The organism is Flavobacterium sp. NRK1, from assembly GCF_024054175.1.
Classification (GTDB): Bacteria; Bacteroidota; Bacteroidia; order Flavobacteriales; family Flavobacteriaceae; genus Flavobacterium.
Window position 1 is genome coordinate 1,885,014 of sequence record NZ_JAMXLA010000001.1, and the last position, 15,631, is coordinate 1,900,644.

A 15,631-nucleotide genomic window follows, 5' to 3' on the forward strand; every position below is an offset into this window, starting at 1 on the left:
AACGAACGTTTTAGGGTATATAATTTTCGTTAATCTTAAAAGGCTGACCGCTTATAGGTTTGTTATATTCATACTGAAGTCCTTTTGTCATCATTCTTTCTTCGCGTGCTTTTTGCGTCACTTCACCTTTTATGTATTTTTCAATCATAAGACTGGCAATAGGTCCTGCCCAGCGCGCACCCCAATAACCATTTTCCACAAATACTGCGATAGCAATTTTCGGATCATTTCTTGGTGCAAAAGCAACAAATATAGAGTGGTCTGTAAGCTGTGTTTTTACACCGTTTATTTTTGTAAAATTTTCTGCAGTACCCGTTTTACCACAAATTTCTATACCTTCAACTTTTAAATGACTTGCAGTACCATAATTATACACGTCATATAATCCATCTATAACAGGTTTGAAATGTTGTTTGTCAATTGTAGTATAGTGTTTTGTTGTAAACTTTTTATCAATACTATTATGGCCTTTAATTTTTTTAATTACGTGGGGTGTATAAAACCAGCCTTCATTAGCTACGGTAGCCATCATGTTTGCAAGCTGTATGGGTGTCATTGCTACCTCTCCCTGGCCAATTGAGTTTGAAATTATAGTGGAGCTTCTCCAGCCGCCATTAGGGTAAAAACGTTTGTAAAATTTAGATGTTGGCACTCTGCCAGGCCTTCCAGGAGGCAAGTCGTAACCTAAAAAGTCGCCAAGTCCAAAACTTTTAAGATGGTTTGCCCAGGCATCTACACCATATTGCGGTTTAGGATATTTATCTATTGTAAGCTTAAATACATTGGCAAAATAAGTATTACATGAATTGTAAATACCATTATTTAATTGATGAGGGCCAAAACCGTGACATTTCATAAATGCACCACGCCCATAAGAAAAACCATGGTGGCACATAAATGTTGTATTAACGTCTATAACTTCTTCCTGTAAACCTACAAGCCCGGTAAGTATTTTAAATGGTGATCCTGGAGGATACTCAGCTAATAATCCACGGTCATATAAAGGCATAGCAATAGTGTCATTATACATTTGTGTATAATTTTTAGATCGCTCACGGCCTACAAGAATGGCAGGATCATAGGATGGCGCTGTAACCAATGCCAGAATTTCTCCGGTTTTAGGTTCTATGGCTACTATTCCGCCACGTTTTTCAAACATAAGGGCTTCGCCATACTTTTGAAGTTCAGAATCAATGGTGAGAGTTATATCTTCCCCCTGAACGGCAATAGTATCATAAATACCTTCTTTAAAAGATCCTATTTCTCTGTTAAATCTGTCTTTCTGAATGTATTTTACACCTTTAACACCGCGTAAAACTTCTTCATACATTTCCTCAACGCCCTGTTTTCCAATAAGGTCGCCACTTTTATAGTAAGGATTTTTTTTAATTATGGCATCGTTTACCTGTTGGATATAACCAAAAATATTCGCGCCAACATCTACCTGATAATCACGTAACGAACGTTTTACAATATCAAATCCTTTAAAACGTCGTATCTTTTCCTGAAAAGCAGCAAATTCCCTTTTATTGAGCTGAGGCAAAAATACCGAGGGAAGCCTTGGGCTGTAAACATTGGCCTTTCTTAGTCTTTCAATAAAATATTCTTTAGTAACACCAAGAAGAGAGCATATTTCAAGGGTGTCAATATCTTTCATCTCTTTTGGCGTAACCATGATGTCGTATGAAGGCTGGTTGGCAACCAGAAGCTTGCCATTGCGATCATATATATAGCCTCTTTCCGGATAATCGTATTTTATTTTTATTGCATTATTGTCTGATTTCTTGATGTATGAGTCGTCAAGAATTTGCAAATAAAAAAGCCTTGCCACAATAATAACGGTTGCGACAATAATAACAGTTGGCAGTAAAATCTTTCTCATTGTTTGCCCGGCTTAATTAAATAGATAATTATTATACAAAGTATAAGTGTAAACAGTGTTGTAAGTAAAGTCCTTATAAGCACATCAATTATAAGGCTGAATTTAAATACCTCCAAAAGGTATAAAATTAAATGGTGAGTTACAACTGAAATTAGTATAAATGAAAATCTTTCGGGCGAAAGCCTGTCGTTTATTTTTACAGTTTGGTATTCATAACTAATACCAAATGAGAACTTAAAGAATGTTGGCCTTAAATAGGCCAGTGTTACACAGGCTACTGCGTGAGAACCTCCGGAATTAAGAAACATATCCAGCGCCAGCCCGAGAAAGAAAGAGGATAGAAGCAGTCCGGCTTTACTGCCATTTACCGGATATAATAGTATGAATAGTATGTACGGATAAGGATTCAGAAAACCAAAGAGATTCAGCCTGCTGAATATAACTACCTGCAATAGCAGCAGGAATAGAAACCTGAATATGTTTACAATTACAGTACTACTCATTGGTTTTTATTGTTTCTTCTTCCAGTTTAATTATCTCGTCGCGGTCTTTATTTTCAATAATGTACACATGCCCTAGGCTTGTCATATCATTAAACAGCCTTACATTAAGAGTGTAATAATTAGTTTTTTTATCTACATATACCTTGTCTATAGTGCCAATTGGTATATTTTCCGGAAATATTCTTGATTCTGCTCCTGTAACAATAGTATCGCCTTTTTGTACTGTTGCAAGTCGGGGAACATCTATAAGCTGGGCAAAACCTGTATTTTTTCCATCCCAGGTAAGGGTTCCAAAATGATTGTTTTTCTTAATCTTGGCATCTAGCCTGAATTTAAGGTTAAGTATGCTTATAACAGTTGCGTAATTACCGGAAGTATTTTCTACTATACCTACAACACCAAGACTGCTTACAACACCCATATCAGGTTTCACACCCTGATTGCGGCCACTGTTTATGGTAAAATAATTTTCGTGTACGCTGTAAGAATTGCGGATTACCTTAGATTGTATTACAGCAAAATTACCCATAGCTTCAGGTAATTGCACAGGAGGCTTGTTGGCTGTATCCTGAGTGTTAAAGAGTATTTGTTTTAAGCGCGCATTTTCTCCTGCAAGTGCCTCATTCTGCTCTTTGAGGCTAAGATATTCTTCTACATTATTTACCTGATTATATACATAACCTGAAATGGCATTTGCAGACGTTACAGCTTTACTTCTGTGATAAGAATGCGATTGTATAGTGAGCGTTAATGAAATGCCCAAAAGCAGCAAAAACAGTAGTAAAATACTGTTTTTAAATATAAAGTTAAATATTTGCTGCATCTATTAGCTTTCTTTATTTGATGAGTATGCTTCTGAATTTTTGTATGTTTTTTAGTGCCATCCCCGTTCCTCTTACAACGGCTCTTAGCGGATCTTCTGCAATATATACCGGCAGGTCAGTTTTTTGGGATATTCGTTTGTCCAGCCCTCTGAGCATCGATCCGCCACCTGCAAGATAAATACCAGTATTATAAATATCTGCTGCAAGCTCAGGCGGTGTTTGCGATAAGGTTTCCATTACCGCATCTTCTATACGCTGTATTGATTTGTCCAGGGCTTTTGCAATCTCACGATACGAAACATCTACCTGTTTTGGTTTACCTGTTAACAGGTCACGTCCCTGTACCGACATATCTTCAGGAGGAGTTTCAAGATCTTCTATTGCAGCTCCTATTGTAATTTTAATTTTTTCTGCTGTGCTTTCACCTACAAAAAGGTTGTGCTGGGTACGCATGTAGTAAACAATATCGTTAGTAAAAACGTCTCCTGCAATTTTAACCGATTTGTCGCAAACAATACCTCCTAATGCAATCACAGCAATTTCTGTAGTACCGCCACCTATATCTACAATCATATTACCTTTTGGCTGCATAATATCTACACCAATACCTATTGCAGCAGCCATTGGCTCATGTATAAGGTAAACTTCTTTACCGTTTACTCTTTCAGCCGATTCTTTTACCGCACGCATCTCTACCTCAGTAATACCTGAAGGTATGCATATAACCATGCGAAGAGCAGGGGTAAACAGTTTTTTCTTTAAGGCAGGTATACTTTTTATAAACATATTTATCATCTTTTCAGATGCATCAAAGTCTGCAATAACCCCATCTTTAAGTGGTCGTATGGTTTTTATGTTTTCATGGGTTTTACCCTGCATCATATTAGCCTCTTTACCTACGGCAATTATTTTGCCTGTCACACGGTCGCGTGCTACTATCGAGGGGCTGTCTATAACAACTTTATCGTTATGAATGATAAGGGTATTTGCGGTACCAAGGTCGATGGCTATGTCCTCGGTCATGAAATCAAAAAATCCCATACTGTTTTAGTGTATTAAGGTTTGGTATTTAAAAATGTTTGGCCTACAAAAGTAGTGAAAATTAATGTTTAAAATGACGGGTACCGGTAAATACCATGGCAACATTATTCTCGTTGCAATAGTTAATACTAAGTTCGTCTTTTATTGAGCCACCGGGCTGAATTACCGCAGTGATTCCGGCATTTTTAGCAAGCTCAACACAATCCGGGAAAGGGAAAAATGCATCGCTGGCCATTACGGCGCCGTTTAAGTCGAAATTAAAAGAAACTGCTTTTTCTACAGCCTGCCTTAAGGCGTCAACGCGGGAAGTCTGTCCTGTTCCCGATGCATATAGCTGTTTGTTTTTTGCAAATACAATCGTGTTAGATTTTGTATGCTTGCAAATTTTGGAAGCAAAAAGCAAATCTTCAACTTCCTGAGTAGTAGGTGAAGTTACAGTAACGGTAGTTAAGTGTTCTTTATTGTCTGTAATATTATCTTTATCCTGAACTAAAAGTCCGTTAAGGCAGGTACGAACCTGTTTGGCAGGAAGTTCAACCTCATTTTGAACAAGTATAATTCTGTTTTTCTTTTCCTGAAGCACAGCAGCTGCATCATCATCATAAGCAGGAGCAATAACTACTTCGCAGAAAAGGCTGTTTATTTCATCGGCTGCCGCCTTGTCTATTTTTGCGTTTGAAATAAGAACACCACCGAATGCAGAGGTAGGATCTCCCGCAAGTGCATCAAGGTAAGCCTGTTTTACAGTGTCTCTTGTAGCTATACCACAAGCGTTGTTGTGTTTAAGTATAGCAAAAGTAGGACCGTCATTTTTAAATTCATTTATAAGGTTTACAGCAGCATCTACATCAAGCAGGTTGTTGTATGAAAGCTCTTTACCATGAAGTTTAGTGAACATTTTGTCAAAATCTCCAAAGAAATATCCTTTTTGGTGAGGGTTTTCTCCATAACGAAGTACTTGTCCGTTGCTAACGCTTTCTTTGTAGAAAGTTTCATCTTCATTAAAGTAGTTAAAAATTGCAGTATCGTAGTGAGATGATGTATGGAAAGCTTTTGTTGCAAAATATTTACGTTCTGCAAGTGTGGTTCCACCATTGTTTTTTGTAATTACCTCAAGAAAATCAGCATATTCATTTACCGATGCAACAATTACAGTATCCTTAAAGTTTTTTGCCGCTGCGCGGATGAGAGAAATCCCGCCTATGTCTATTTTTTCTATAATATCAGCTTCAGAAGCGCCTGAAGCAACAGTTTTTTCAAATGGATACAGGTCAACAATAACTACATCAATCTGTGGAATGTTGTATTCCTCCATTTGCTGTACGTCGCTTTCATTGTCCTGACGGTTAAGAATTCCGCCAAAAACTTTTGGGTGAAGCGTTTTAACCCTTCCGCCAAGAATTGATGGGTAAGAAGTCACATCTTCAACTGGTACTACCGGTATCCCCAGGTCTTTTATAAAAGCTTCTGTACCGCCTGTAGAATAGAACGTTACGCCCTGCTCGTGCAGTTTTTTTACAATAGGCTCAAGACCCTCTTTGTCAAATACTGAAATTAGTGCCGATGAAATTTTTTTGATGCTCATTTTTTTGTGTATAAATAAAGATGCAAAAGTAGGTATTGTATAGTTAACATTCAAAAGCTGTGAACACTAAATTTTTAAGAAATTAAAAATTTATTCAAATAGTCTCGCACCATTTAAAAAAAATGTGGAATTTTACAGAAGTCAATCAAAATAATCATGCTTTTATACCTGCGTTTACTTAAAGAAAGCCTTTCTTTTGCCATGAATGCCCTTACAAATAACAAGTTGCGTACTTTTCTTTCGCTGCTTGGGGTTACTATTGGTATATTTTCCATTATTGCTGTACTGGCGGCTGTAGATTCACTTGACAGAAAAATCAAGAAGGATATGAGCAGCGTTGATAAGAACACAATGTATCTTAAACGTTTCTCATTTGGCCCCAGTGAAATACCACGATGGAAGAGGGAGCAGTTTCCTGATGTAAGTTATGACGAATATCAATATCTGAAAGATAATGTAACTTCTGTTGAGGCTATGGCTTTTCAGATATTTACTAAAAGCGAAACAGCAAAATATGAAGATAAATCTGCAAGCAATTTAAATGTGGTGCCGGTATCTTATGAATTTACAGATATACAAAGCCTTAAAATTGAGCACGGACGATTTTATAATGAGGCTGAATCAAATTCGGGTACCGCAGTAGCTGTTTTGGGTTATGAAACTGCCCAGTCGCTTTTTGGGGATGAAAATCCTATAGAAAAGAAAATAAGGCTGTATGGTCAAAAATTTACGGTTATTGGCGTTCTTGAAAAACAAGGTCAGGGTATGTTTGGAAGTAATGATACAGCAGTTATTATTCCTGTAAATTTTCTTCGTAATATGTATGGCGATCATAATGATTTTATGACTCCTGTAATAATTATCAAACCAAAATCCGGCGAAGATCCGGAAGCTGTTAAAGCAGAAATTACTCAAAAGCTTCGGAACTACAGAGGTATAAAAGCCGGAGAAATAGATAATTTTATTATTGATATTCTTTCAGGGTTTACAGATCTTATAGATGATATTATTGGTAAAATGAATGTAATAGGCTGGATTATTAGTGCGTTTTCTCTTTTGGTTGGCGGTTTTGGGATAGCTAATATAATGTTTGTGTCTGTAAAAGAGCGTACCAACCTTATCGGTATCCAAAAGGCCCTAGGAGCAAAAAACAGGTTTATATTATTTCAGTTTCTTTTTGAAGCTGTTATATTGTCATTAATAGGGGGTGTAGTAGGTATGCTTATGGTGTGGGGTATAGCAAAGATACTTACAAGTGTAATAGATTTTGAATTTATCCTTGGACTTTCAAATATAATAATAGGTACAGGACTTGCAGCTTTTATAGGTTTGCTTTCAGGGATACTCCCGGCCATATCTGCATCTAAACTCGATCCTGTTGAAGCAATACGAAGCGGTATGTAATAAAAAAAACGCGATACGTATTAAGCCCCCACTTTCAACGTACCGCATTTTTTAATAAAAACAATTTGCTGCTTTTTGTTTCATGGTTCAGCATGATTTTACAGCAGTTGTACCAAAAAAATAAAACACATAATTTTATTTTTCAATTGCAAATCTAAATTATTATTTACCTTAAACCCTAATAATTAATATAGACAAAATACGGACAACGCCTGTTTTTAAAGGGTTTTTTGCAACAAAGTAATGTTTTTTGAAACGTTTCAAAAAAATGGGGAAGCTGTAAAATTTTATAAAGGCGTGTTTAAAAGTATATTTTCAAGTTCGCTTTCGGTCTCTATACCCATCTTCTTTTTTACCCGGTATTTTTTCTTTACAATGCTTTCGGGAGTCACCTGCATTAGCATTGCCATATCTTTATAAGGAAGATTTAGTTTTAATAAAGAGCAGAAAAACAAATCATTTTTAGTTAATGCGGGAAAATTACTTTGAAGATTTTTCTGAAAATTTTCATAAGCTTCATTAAACCGCTTTCTAAAAAGGTTCCAGTAATCATCGTCGCTGGTTAAAGAACGGAGTTGATCTTTAACTTCTTCAATGTGCATATCTGCAGGACTCTCACTGCACAGTGCTACCAGGCGGCTAATGTTGCCTTCCAGCGTTGCAAGCGTTAGCATACCCGAAAAGAGTTCCTTTTTTTTAATTTCAAGATTTTCTTTATTTACCTTATTTAAGTTTTTAGTGTTTTCATATTCCTGCAACAACGATTCTTTTTTTTCTTTGGCAAAAACAAGGGCTTTATGACATCTTTTGTTTCTAAGGAAGAGAATGAATGCAAAGCCGATTAATATCAGTATGCAGCAAATTAGAGGGATGAGTTTATTTTTTTTATTATCAAATAACGTTTTCTTTAAAACAGTATTTTTCTGCTTAAGAGCTTTCTCTTTGCTTTGCTGATATTTTGTCTGATATTCATTCTGAAGTGTTAATGCAACCAGCTCATTGTCTGATTTATTTAGTGTATCTTTTAATTTCAGGCTGTTTTCAATAGAAACAAGAGCTTTGTCTTCATGATTTAAATTTTGGTATGTTATTGCCTTCTGTGATTCAAAAAATGCCTTTTCAGAAAGATTTGCTTTTTCTAATAATATAGGTTTTTCTATTAAGGGTATTAACTTAGAGGCTTCTGTATATTTTTTTTGCAGGTTTAATAGCTCCATATACTCGGCTCCTATAAAAACTGTTCTTAGTGAATTGTTGGCGATAACTTTTTTAAAAGCATAATTAAAGAGTTCTTCTGCTTTTGGTAAATTGTTTTTTTCAAACTCCATTTTTGCAAGTTTTGAATAAACTACTCCAATAAGCTCCTGATCATTAAATTTTTCGAGGTTTACAATAGATTCATTAAATGCCTGTTTTGCGTCATTATATTTCCCCATTCTATTAAGGCAGTCACCATAATTTAATAATGTTATGGCATAGTTCTTTATTATATTTCTCTCTTTATATGATTTAAGTATTTCCCTGTACAGATCTGCTGCAAAGTCAAGGTTTCCTGAATTTAAATAGGCATTTGCCAGGCTCAGTTTTATAGGGAGTATATAAAAAGTATCTTTTTTTCTTTCAAGTATTTCTATTGCTTTCAGCATATACTGTATAGCCTCTTCACTGCGTAAAAGTATATTATAGTTGGAAGCAATATCCCCATATACTAATGCTACACCTATTTCATCGTTTACAGATTTATGCAGTTTTTCTGCTATTGAAAGATTTTTTAAAGCTTCATTGTAATTTCCCCTTTTTTTATAGGTGCTGGCTTTATTTCTTAAAAGGCGGGCATAAAGTTTCGGGTATTTTACCTCATTTAAAAATGTTGCAGACCTGTCGTAATAAAATAAAGCAGAGTCTGTAATGTTTTTGAGATGGCAGCAATATCCATATGCCATATATGCATTAGAATATACGGTGTCGTGTAATCTACCTTTATAGTTTAGTATCTGCTTAATATAAAAGCGGGCACTATCCGGCTGCGAAGTCATGGTTCGCTTTATCTGACTTTCTTTTTTAATTACATCTATGCCGGGAAGCTGAGCATAGGTAAGGTGAAAAAGTAAAATAAAGAAGATACATAATGATCTTAGTTTCATCTTATAAACAGCATCTTTTTGTATCCGGGGGCGAGATGAAATGCGATACAAAATAAATCATAAAAAATTTAATTAGCAACGTTTGAATATTACAAAATAAGGAAAGTTTAATTTGTAAAGCAGGTTATTTAAATTAGTTAAGATTTATTTTGTTAAATATCTAAAAGAATATATTATAAAAAAATCCCCCTTACAAAGGGGGATTTTTTTATCGTACAGGCTGGTTTAATATAAGATCCAGATATAAGTTTATTTTGTCTTTTAATTCCTTACGGGGTGCTATAAAATCAAGAAAACCATGTTCTAATACAAATTCAGCAGTCTGAAAGCCTTCAGGAAGGTCTTTACCTGTAGTGTCTTTTACAACACGCGGCCCTGCAAATCCAATTAAAGCTCCGGGTTCAGAAATATTTACATCACCAAGCATTGCGTAAGATGCTGTTGTTCCTCCTGTAGTAGGGTCTGTACATAAAGATATATAAGGTATTTTAGCATCGGCAAGCTGAGCAAGTTTAGCAGAGGTTTTGGCTAACTGCATTAATGAATAAGCAGCTTCCATCATTCTTGCCCCGCCCGATTTGGAAATCATGACAAACGGAATTTTATTTTTTATAGAATAATCAATAGCACGGGCTATTTTTTCTCCTACCACGGCTCCCATAGAACCTCCAATAAAAGCGAAATCCATACAGGCAACTACAAGGTCTCTCCCTTTAGACTTACCTACAGCTGTTCTTACAGCATCTTTAAGTTTAGTCTTTTCGGTAGCCTCTTTAATACGGTCGCCGTATTTTTTTGTATCAACAAACTTTAGAGTATCCTTAGACGTCATGTTTTTGTCAAACTCTGTAAACTCATTGTCATCAAAAAGGATATTGAAGTATTCTTTACTTCCTATTCTTACATGGTAGCCATCTTCCGGGCTAACATAAAAGTTTTTAGCAAGTTCTTCTGCATCAACAATTTTACCGGTTGGCGACTTGTACCATAATCCTTTAGGTACATCTTTTTTGTCTTCAGTTGGTGTTGTTATCCCTTTTTCTGTTCTTTTAAACCAAGCCATCTTTTTCAGTTAAAGTTATTACTGCAAGCAGTTAGTTGTATTATAGTGTATTAACGTTGTTAAGGTCTTTAAAAGCCTGTTCCAGCCTGGCATTAAAGGTAAGCTCTCCTTCGCGAACCCATTTTCTTGGGTCATAATGTTTTTTGTTTGGCGATTCAGGTCCTTCAGGGCTGCCTATCTGTGTTTTAAGGTAATCAGCTTTGCTTAAAATATAATCACGTATACCTTCTGTATAAGCAAACTGAAGATCTGTATCAATGTTCATTTTAATAACGCCGTAACCAATGGCTTCTCTTATTTCTTCAAGTGTAGAACCTGAACCTCCGTGGAATACAAAATCTACAGGGTTTTCGCCTGTGTTAAATTTGTTCTGTACATATTCCTGTGAGTTTTTAAGAATTTTTGGAGTAAGCTTAACGTTGCCCGGCTTATAAACACCATGCACATTACCAAAAGCCGCAGCTACGGTAAATCTAGGTGATATTTTGCTAAGCTCCTCATAAGCATAAGCAACTTCTTCAGGCTGAGTATATAGTTTTGAGCTGTCAACATCAGAATTGTCAACACCATCCTCTTCACCACCTGTAATACCAAGTTCAATTTCTAATGTCATACCCATTTTGCTCATTCTTTCAAGGTATTTTTTAGAAATTTCCATGTTCTCTTCAATAGGCTCTTCTGAAAGATCTATCATGTGAGAGCTGAAAAGAGGTTTTCCAGTTTCTGCATAATGTTTTTCACTTGCATCAAGCAGTCCGTCTATCCATGGTAAAAGTTTTTTCGCGCAATGGTCAGTGTGTAAAATTACCGTAGCACCATAAGCTTCGGCTAAAGTATGTATATGTTTAGCTCCGGCAATAGCACCTAGTATAGCTGCTTTTTCGCCTTCGTTAGATAATCCTTTACCTGCATTAAAAATCGCTCCGCCATTAGAAAACTGTATAATTACAGGAGCTTTAAGTTTTGCTGCAGTTTCCATCACACCATTAATAGTGCTTGATCCGGTAACATTTACTGCCGGAAGCGCAAATCCTTTTTCTTTAGCATATCTAAAGATTTCCTGAACCTGATCTCCGGTAGCAACACCGGGTTTAATATTATGGGCCATTATATTTAATTTTAGAATTAGAAGAGACAAAAATAATATTTTAAACTTAGAACGGATAATTAATTCCGACATTTAGGACTGATTTTGAAAGATTATATCCTTTAAACCAGCGTTCGCCTTCGTCACGCCCCGGATCATAAGTCTTAAATCCTACATCAAAGCGCACCACAAAAAAGTTGAAATCATATCTGAAACCAAGGCCTGAACCAAAGGCAAGGTCTTTAAAAGACTGCAGTCCGTTAAAAGTTTTATCTTTTTCCTTCACTACGTCAAAAACATTCCAAATATTTCCTACATCGCCAAAAAGGGCACCGTTAAGTTTACCGAATATATTAAAACGCAGCTCTGCGCTATAAGCCATTTTAAGGTTAGCTTCATTAAAGTCATTTATACCGCCACTACTGCCGGGTCCCAGGCTATAAGGCTGCCATCCTCTGTTGTCATTAGATCCTCCTGCAAAATAACTTCTCGTAAAGGGGATAGAGTTTGAATTGCCGTAAGGTACCGCAAGGCCAAAAAAGGCACGCATAGCAAGTACTTTACCACGCCTTAAATCCCAGTGTTTTATAAAATCAAGTTCACCTTTAAGGTATTGCGAATAGGCAACATTAAAAATTGTACGTCCCTGATTGCTCCCGTTGGGGTCTACCACTGTACCTCCTAATAGTGATAATAAAGCACCGGCAGATTCTACTTTTGTTTTAAAAATAAAAAATGTGTTATCGTTAAGGTTTTCACGGCTGCTTGTTGTAAATGTATAGTTTGTGGCGAAAATAAGGTTATTCTCTGTTAATCGGTTTCTACGTTCATCAATACTGTTTATGCTTTCTTTATCATTTTTAGATACTGCTATATCGTTACTTTTTACATCTTTAATAAAATTATCTGCTCCACCGTTATCTATATCCAGATTTCCTTTATCATTTAAATAGGAGTCCGGGATGGCAGGGTACAGTTGTGCAATATCATTGAGCCTGTCATATGATGATTTATATACCTTGAAATATTTATCAGGGTTTACATTTCTTATATATTGAATGTTAAACAGGTCAAGTTTGGCTGTACGATTTCGTTTGGGTGTCCAGTTGTAACTTAATATTCCGGTAAAATTTTCTTTATCAAGCCCTATATTTTGCTGCCTGCTCGTTCCAAGGCTCATTACAGTAGATGGTATCATTTCCTTACGTACTAACCTTTCTGTGCTTATAGGAAAAAATATCCTCGGGAATGTAAGCTTAAGGTCAGCTCCGTACTCAAGAATATTAAAGAAAGCTTTATCATTTATTGCAGGGTCACGCGATGAACCAATATTACCACGAGTCGAAATATCCAGCGTCTCGGCACCCCTAAATACATTACGCATTGTTATACCTAAACTTCCGGATATACCAAAATCCTGAATGTTTGAATGCATAAAATCTGCTGTAGCATTAAACCTGAATTTTTTTCTTGGCGTAAGGGTTATGTTAGTAATAAGCGATTCGCCTGTAGGATCATTCGGATCCTCCACATATTGTATAGAAGGGTAATTGAAAACTCTTAAATTGCTTAAAGAACGTGAAGTATATGTTCTCCTGAAATCGGAATATGTGCTGCCGGGGGTTACAAATACTGCATCTGTAATAGCTTTTGGCCTGTAATTAAGCTTTCCTGTACTGTACACATTAAAGCCGTTGTAGGAAGTACTGTCTATAGCCTGGTTTTCACTTGTAGGATTGGTTGTGTATATGTTTACCTTACTTATCTTATATAGCTTAAAAGGTCTTACATAAGTTGAATCTCCCTGTCTTACCGACTCATTATCTACAATAAGGTCTATATTTGCTTTATAGTCATTGCCTATGGTGTCTACAATGTAGGTAACGTTATTTTGCTGAAAATAATACGCACCGTGATTTCTAAAGTAATTGGTGATTCTTTCTCTTTCGGCTGTAAAATTTACTTCATTATATTGCTGTCCTTTTTTTATAACAGATGCCTTTTGTGTACGGTTATATAGGCTGTCCAGGGCAGGTGTTTCTATATAAGCATTAATACTGTCCAGTATATATGGTTTTCCGGTAATCACATCATAAGTAATGGATGCTCTTTTATCAGGCAGAGTGTCTATTCTAAATCCGGCGCCTGCTCTGAAATAACCTTGCTTATAATAATAGGCAAATAACCTGTTTCTTGATTTTTTTACCCTGCTAATATCTATTATAACAGGAGGTTCACCGGTTTTTTTAAGGAAATTGCTAAAACCTGAAACAATAAAAGATTTGGAAAGCCGCTGTACCTGCTTTTCAGAAAGCAGTTTTCTCATACGTTCATGCCTTCCCGGTTTTCTGTCCAGCCATGCGTGGTATGATGAGTCTGCATTAGGGGTTGCCAGGTTATACATGTGCAGCCTAAGGTGGTAACCTAACAGGTCACTATTGGGCTGTTGATAAAGAAGATCTTTAAGTGCATCTTCATTTTTTTTCTCACCATTTACCGTAATATCAACCTTTTCGAGCAGATGCTTACCTTCAGGAACTCTTTTTACAAGAGAACACGAATATAAAACCAAGCCCGATAATATAATTAGTGCTATTTTTGTTGTTTTATTTCTCAAGACGGTATAGCCAAATAGTAATTCAAAAATACATTTTTTATGGTTAGTAAAAACCAAATTAAAACAATAACGGGCTTACAGCAAAAAAAATACAGGAAGCAGCATAAATTGTTCTTTGCCGAAGGGATAAAGGTAGTGCAGGAATTGCTTAATTCCAATTTTGAATTACATCAGCTTTTCACAACTCAGGATATTTTTAATGATGACGTCTCTAAGAGCAAAACAGAATTTATTACAGAGACTGAACTGAAAAAAATAAGTGCCCTTACCACACCTAATGTATGCGTGGCTTTATTTGTTATGCCCGATGAAAAAACAGTGCCTGATACAGGATTAATTATGGTACTTGATGATGTTAGGGATCCCGGGAATCTGGGCACTATAATACGCCTTTGCGATTGGTTTGGTGTTGGCCATCTTGTGTGTTCAGAACAATGTGTAGATGTTTATAACCCAAAAGTTGTTCAGGCTACAATGGGGTCTTTAGCCCGTGTAAATGTGGTGTATACAGATATTGAGGCTTATCTGGCTAAGACTAAATTACAGGTATTCGGCACTTTTATGGATGGCGATGCTATATATGGCGAATCATTGCCAGAAAATGCAATTGTTATTATGGGTAACGAGGCCAATGGAATATCACCTGAAATAGAAATGAAAGCAGGGCGCAGAATAAGCATACCACGCTTTGGCGGTTTACAACAAACAGAAAGCCTGAATGTAGCTACAGCAGCAGCTATTATTTTAAGTGAGTTCAGGCGCTCTTCTAGTGGAAGGTAAAGTTTACAAAAACACCACGTGTTTTCATTGACTCAATATTTCCTGTATATGGGCTGTCCGCAGTATTATCGCGGATAAGTTCATCATTAAGACTGAATACCCCACGTATAGATGGTGAGAATTTAAAATATTCAAAGTAAATATCTATACCTGCACCTATCTCATAATAATTAGTCCATTTTTTCATTCTGAATTTCTGCCCCGTAATATTATCATCCTTTGCATTGAAATTACTGGAAAGGTTTAGCGAACGTGAAACACCTCCTAAAAGATAAGGTTTGATATTTCCTGTTCTTTTCGCTGAAAACTTAAGGAGTAACGGAAAATGAATATAAGTAGATTTTACTTCTCTGAATCTGTCTGCCTCCGTGCCCTCTACATTATGGAAAGTCAGGTCACGCTGGGTATAATAAAGTCCAGGTTCAAAACGAAGGTCAAGGTATTCAAATATGCGCAGGTTACCTACAAGCCCTACGTTAAAGCCTGTTGTTCCTTTTACCTGAATATCAACTTTTGGGTCGTTAATATAATCCCATTTAAAATCATAGCTGTTAAAACCAAGAAAATAACCCCAATGCACTCTCTGTTTGTCAAAGTTTTCAAGGTTAATAATAGGCTTTTTGCTAAATATTTGCGTACCAAACTGCGCATAAGAGCACAAGCCGGTAAATAGCAGTATGTATAAAAACAGTTTCTTCATG

General features: G+C 36.2%; 12 protein-coding genes. 2 read left to right on the top strand and 10 right to left on the bottom strand.

All coding sequences use genetic code 11. The annotated features are described in order from the left end of the window. Positions 1-10 precede the first annotated feature (10 nt). From mrdA to purH, 5 genes are all read right to left on the bottom strand, one after another. Entirely contained in the window at positions 11-1,882 is a 1,872-nt protein-coding gene (mrdA, locus tag NHE85_RS08605; RefSeq protein ID WP_252811619.1) for a penicillin-binding protein 2, read from the bottom strand. Continuing rightward, positions 1,879-2,385, bottom strand: a complete 507-nt coding sequence (locus NHE85_RS08610) for a rod shape-determining protein MreD (RefSeq protein WP_252811620.1) — start codon at positions 2,383-2,385, stop codon at positions 1,879-1,881. Before NHE85_RS08610 ends, mrdA begins: the two co-directional genes overlap by 4 nt. Next, positions 2,378-3,208, bottom strand: coding sequence for a rod shape-determining protein MreC (gene mreC / locus NHE85_RS08615; protein WP_252811621.1), 831 nt, complete (start codon positions 3,206-3,208; stop codon positions 2,378-2,380). The genes NHE85_RS08610 and mreC overlap by 8 nt, the downstream gene beginning before the upstream one ends. A gap of 13 nt (positions 3,209-3,221) precedes the next feature. Further along, positions 3,222-4,250: a rod shape-determining protein gene (locus tag NHE85_RS08620; protein WP_252811622.1), complete on the bottom strand. Its 1,029-nt coding sequence runs from the start codon at positions 4,248-4,250 to the stop codon at positions 3,222-3,224. A gap of 61 nt (positions 4,251-4,311) precedes the next feature. Beyond that, the gene (purH, locus tag NHE85_RS08625; RefSeq protein ID WP_252811623.1) at positions 4,312-5,835 is read right to left on the bottom strand and encodes a bifunctional phosphoribosylaminoimidazolecarboxamide formyltransferase/IMP cyclohydrolase; all 1,524 of its coding nucleotides are present in this window, start codon (positions 5,833-5,835) and stop codon (positions 4,312-4,314) included. A 156-nt stretch (positions 5,836-5,991) separates the two neighbouring features. Between purH and NHE85_RS08630 the strand changes: the two genes are divergently transcribed. Beyond that, positions 5,992-7,239, top strand: coding sequence for an ABC transporter permease (locus tag NHE85_RS08630; RefSeq protein ID WP_252811624.1), 1,248 nt, complete (start codon positions 5,992-5,994; stop codon positions 7,237-7,239). 287 nt (positions 7,240-7,526) lie between these two features. On the opposite strand, the gene NHE85_RS08635 is transcribed toward NHE85_RS08630, so the two are convergent. The 4 genes from NHE85_RS08635 to NHE85_RS08650 all read right to left on the bottom strand — a co-directional run bounded on the left by NHE85_RS08635 (position 7,527) and on the right by NHE85_RS08650 (position 14,150). Further along, positions 7,527-9,383, bottom strand: coding sequence for a tetratricopeptide repeat protein (locus tag NHE85_RS08635; protein ID WP_252811625.1), 1,857 nt, complete (start codon positions 9,381-9,383; stop codon positions 7,527-7,529). A gap of 208 nt (positions 9,384-9,591) precedes the next feature. Beyond that, positions 9,592-10,446 (bottom strand): acetyl-CoA carboxylase, carboxyltransferase subunit beta, encoded by an 855-nt coding sequence (gene accD, locus NHE85_RS08640; RefSeq protein WP_252811626.1) that lies wholly within the window; start codon positions 10,444-10,446, stop codon positions 9,592-9,594. Between the two features lie 40 nt (positions 10,447-10,486). After that, entirely contained in the window at positions 10,487-11,554 is a 1,068-nt protein-coding gene (gene fbaA / locus NHE85_RS08645; RefSeq protein WP_252811627.1) for a class II fructose-bisphosphate aldolase, read from the bottom strand. A 46-nt stretch (positions 11,555-11,600) separates the two neighbouring features. After that, on the bottom strand, positions 11,601-14,150 hold the full coding sequence (locus NHE85_RS08650; protein ID WP_252811628.1) for a BamA/TamA family outer membrane protein: 2,550 nt from the start codon (positions 14,148-14,150) through the stop codon (positions 11,601-11,603). A gap of 39 nt (positions 14,151-14,189) precedes the next feature. On the opposite strand from NHE85_RS08650, the gene NHE85_RS08655 reads away from it, so the two are divergent. After that, positions 14,190-14,930, top strand: a complete 741-nt coding sequence (locus NHE85_RS08655; RefSeq protein ID WP_252811629.1) for an RNA methyltransferase — start codon at positions 14,190-14,192, stop codon at positions 14,928-14,930. Here the strand turns inward: NHE85_RS08655 and NHE85_RS08660 are convergent. Next, positions 14,917-15,630, bottom strand: coding sequence for a porin family protein (locus tag NHE85_RS08660; protein ID WP_252811630.1), 714 nt, complete (start codon positions 15,628-15,630; stop codon positions 14,917-14,919). The genes NHE85_RS08655 and NHE85_RS08660 overlap by 14 nt on opposite strands. Position 15,631 lies beyond the last annotated feature (1 nt).

Excerpts from the sequence above, each read along its gene's own strand:
- accD (WP_252811626.1), bottom strand. The coding sequence starts at position 10,446 with ATGGCTTGGTTTAAAAGAACAGAAAAAGGGATAACAACACCAACTGAA.
- mreC (WP_252811621.1), bottom strand. The coding sequence starts at position 3,208 with ATGCAGCAAATATTTAACTTTATATTTAAAAACAGTATTTTACTACTG.
- NHE85_RS08630 (WP_252811624.1), top strand. The coding sequence starts at position 5,992 with ATGCTTTTATACCTGCGTTTACTTAAAGAAAGCCTTTCTTTTGCCATG.
- mrdA (WP_252811619.1), bottom strand. The coding sequence starts at position 1,882 with ATGAGAAAGATTTTACTGCCAACTGTTATTATTGTCGCAACCGTTATT.
- purH (WP_252811623.1), bottom strand. The coding sequence starts at position 5,835 with ATGAGCATCAAAAAAATTTCATCGGCACTAATTTCAGTATTTGACAAA.
- NHE85_RS08655 (WP_252811629.1), top strand. The coding sequence starts at position 14,190 with ATGGTTAGTAAAAACCAAATTAAAACAATAACGGGCTTACAGCAAAAA.
- NHE85_RS08620 (WP_252811622.1), bottom strand. The coding sequence starts at position 4,250 with ATGGGATTTTTTGATTTCATGACCGAGGACATAGCCATCGACCTTGGT.
- NHE85_RS08635 (WP_252811625.1), bottom strand. The coding sequence starts at position 9,383 with ATGAAACTAAGATCATTATGTATCTTCTTTATTTTACTTTTTCACCTT.
- NHE85_RS08610 (WP_252811620.1), bottom strand. The coding sequence starts at position 2,385 with ATGAGTAGTACTGTAATTGTAAACATATTCAGGTTTCTATTCCTGCTG.
- NHE85_RS08660 (WP_252811630.1), bottom strand. The coding sequence starts at position 15,630 with ATGAAGAAACTGTTTTTATACATACTGCTATTTACCGGCTTGTGCTCT.
- fbaA (WP_252811627.1), bottom strand. The coding sequence starts at position 11,554 with ATGGCCCATAATATTAAACCCGGTGTTGCTACCGGAGATCAGGTTCAG.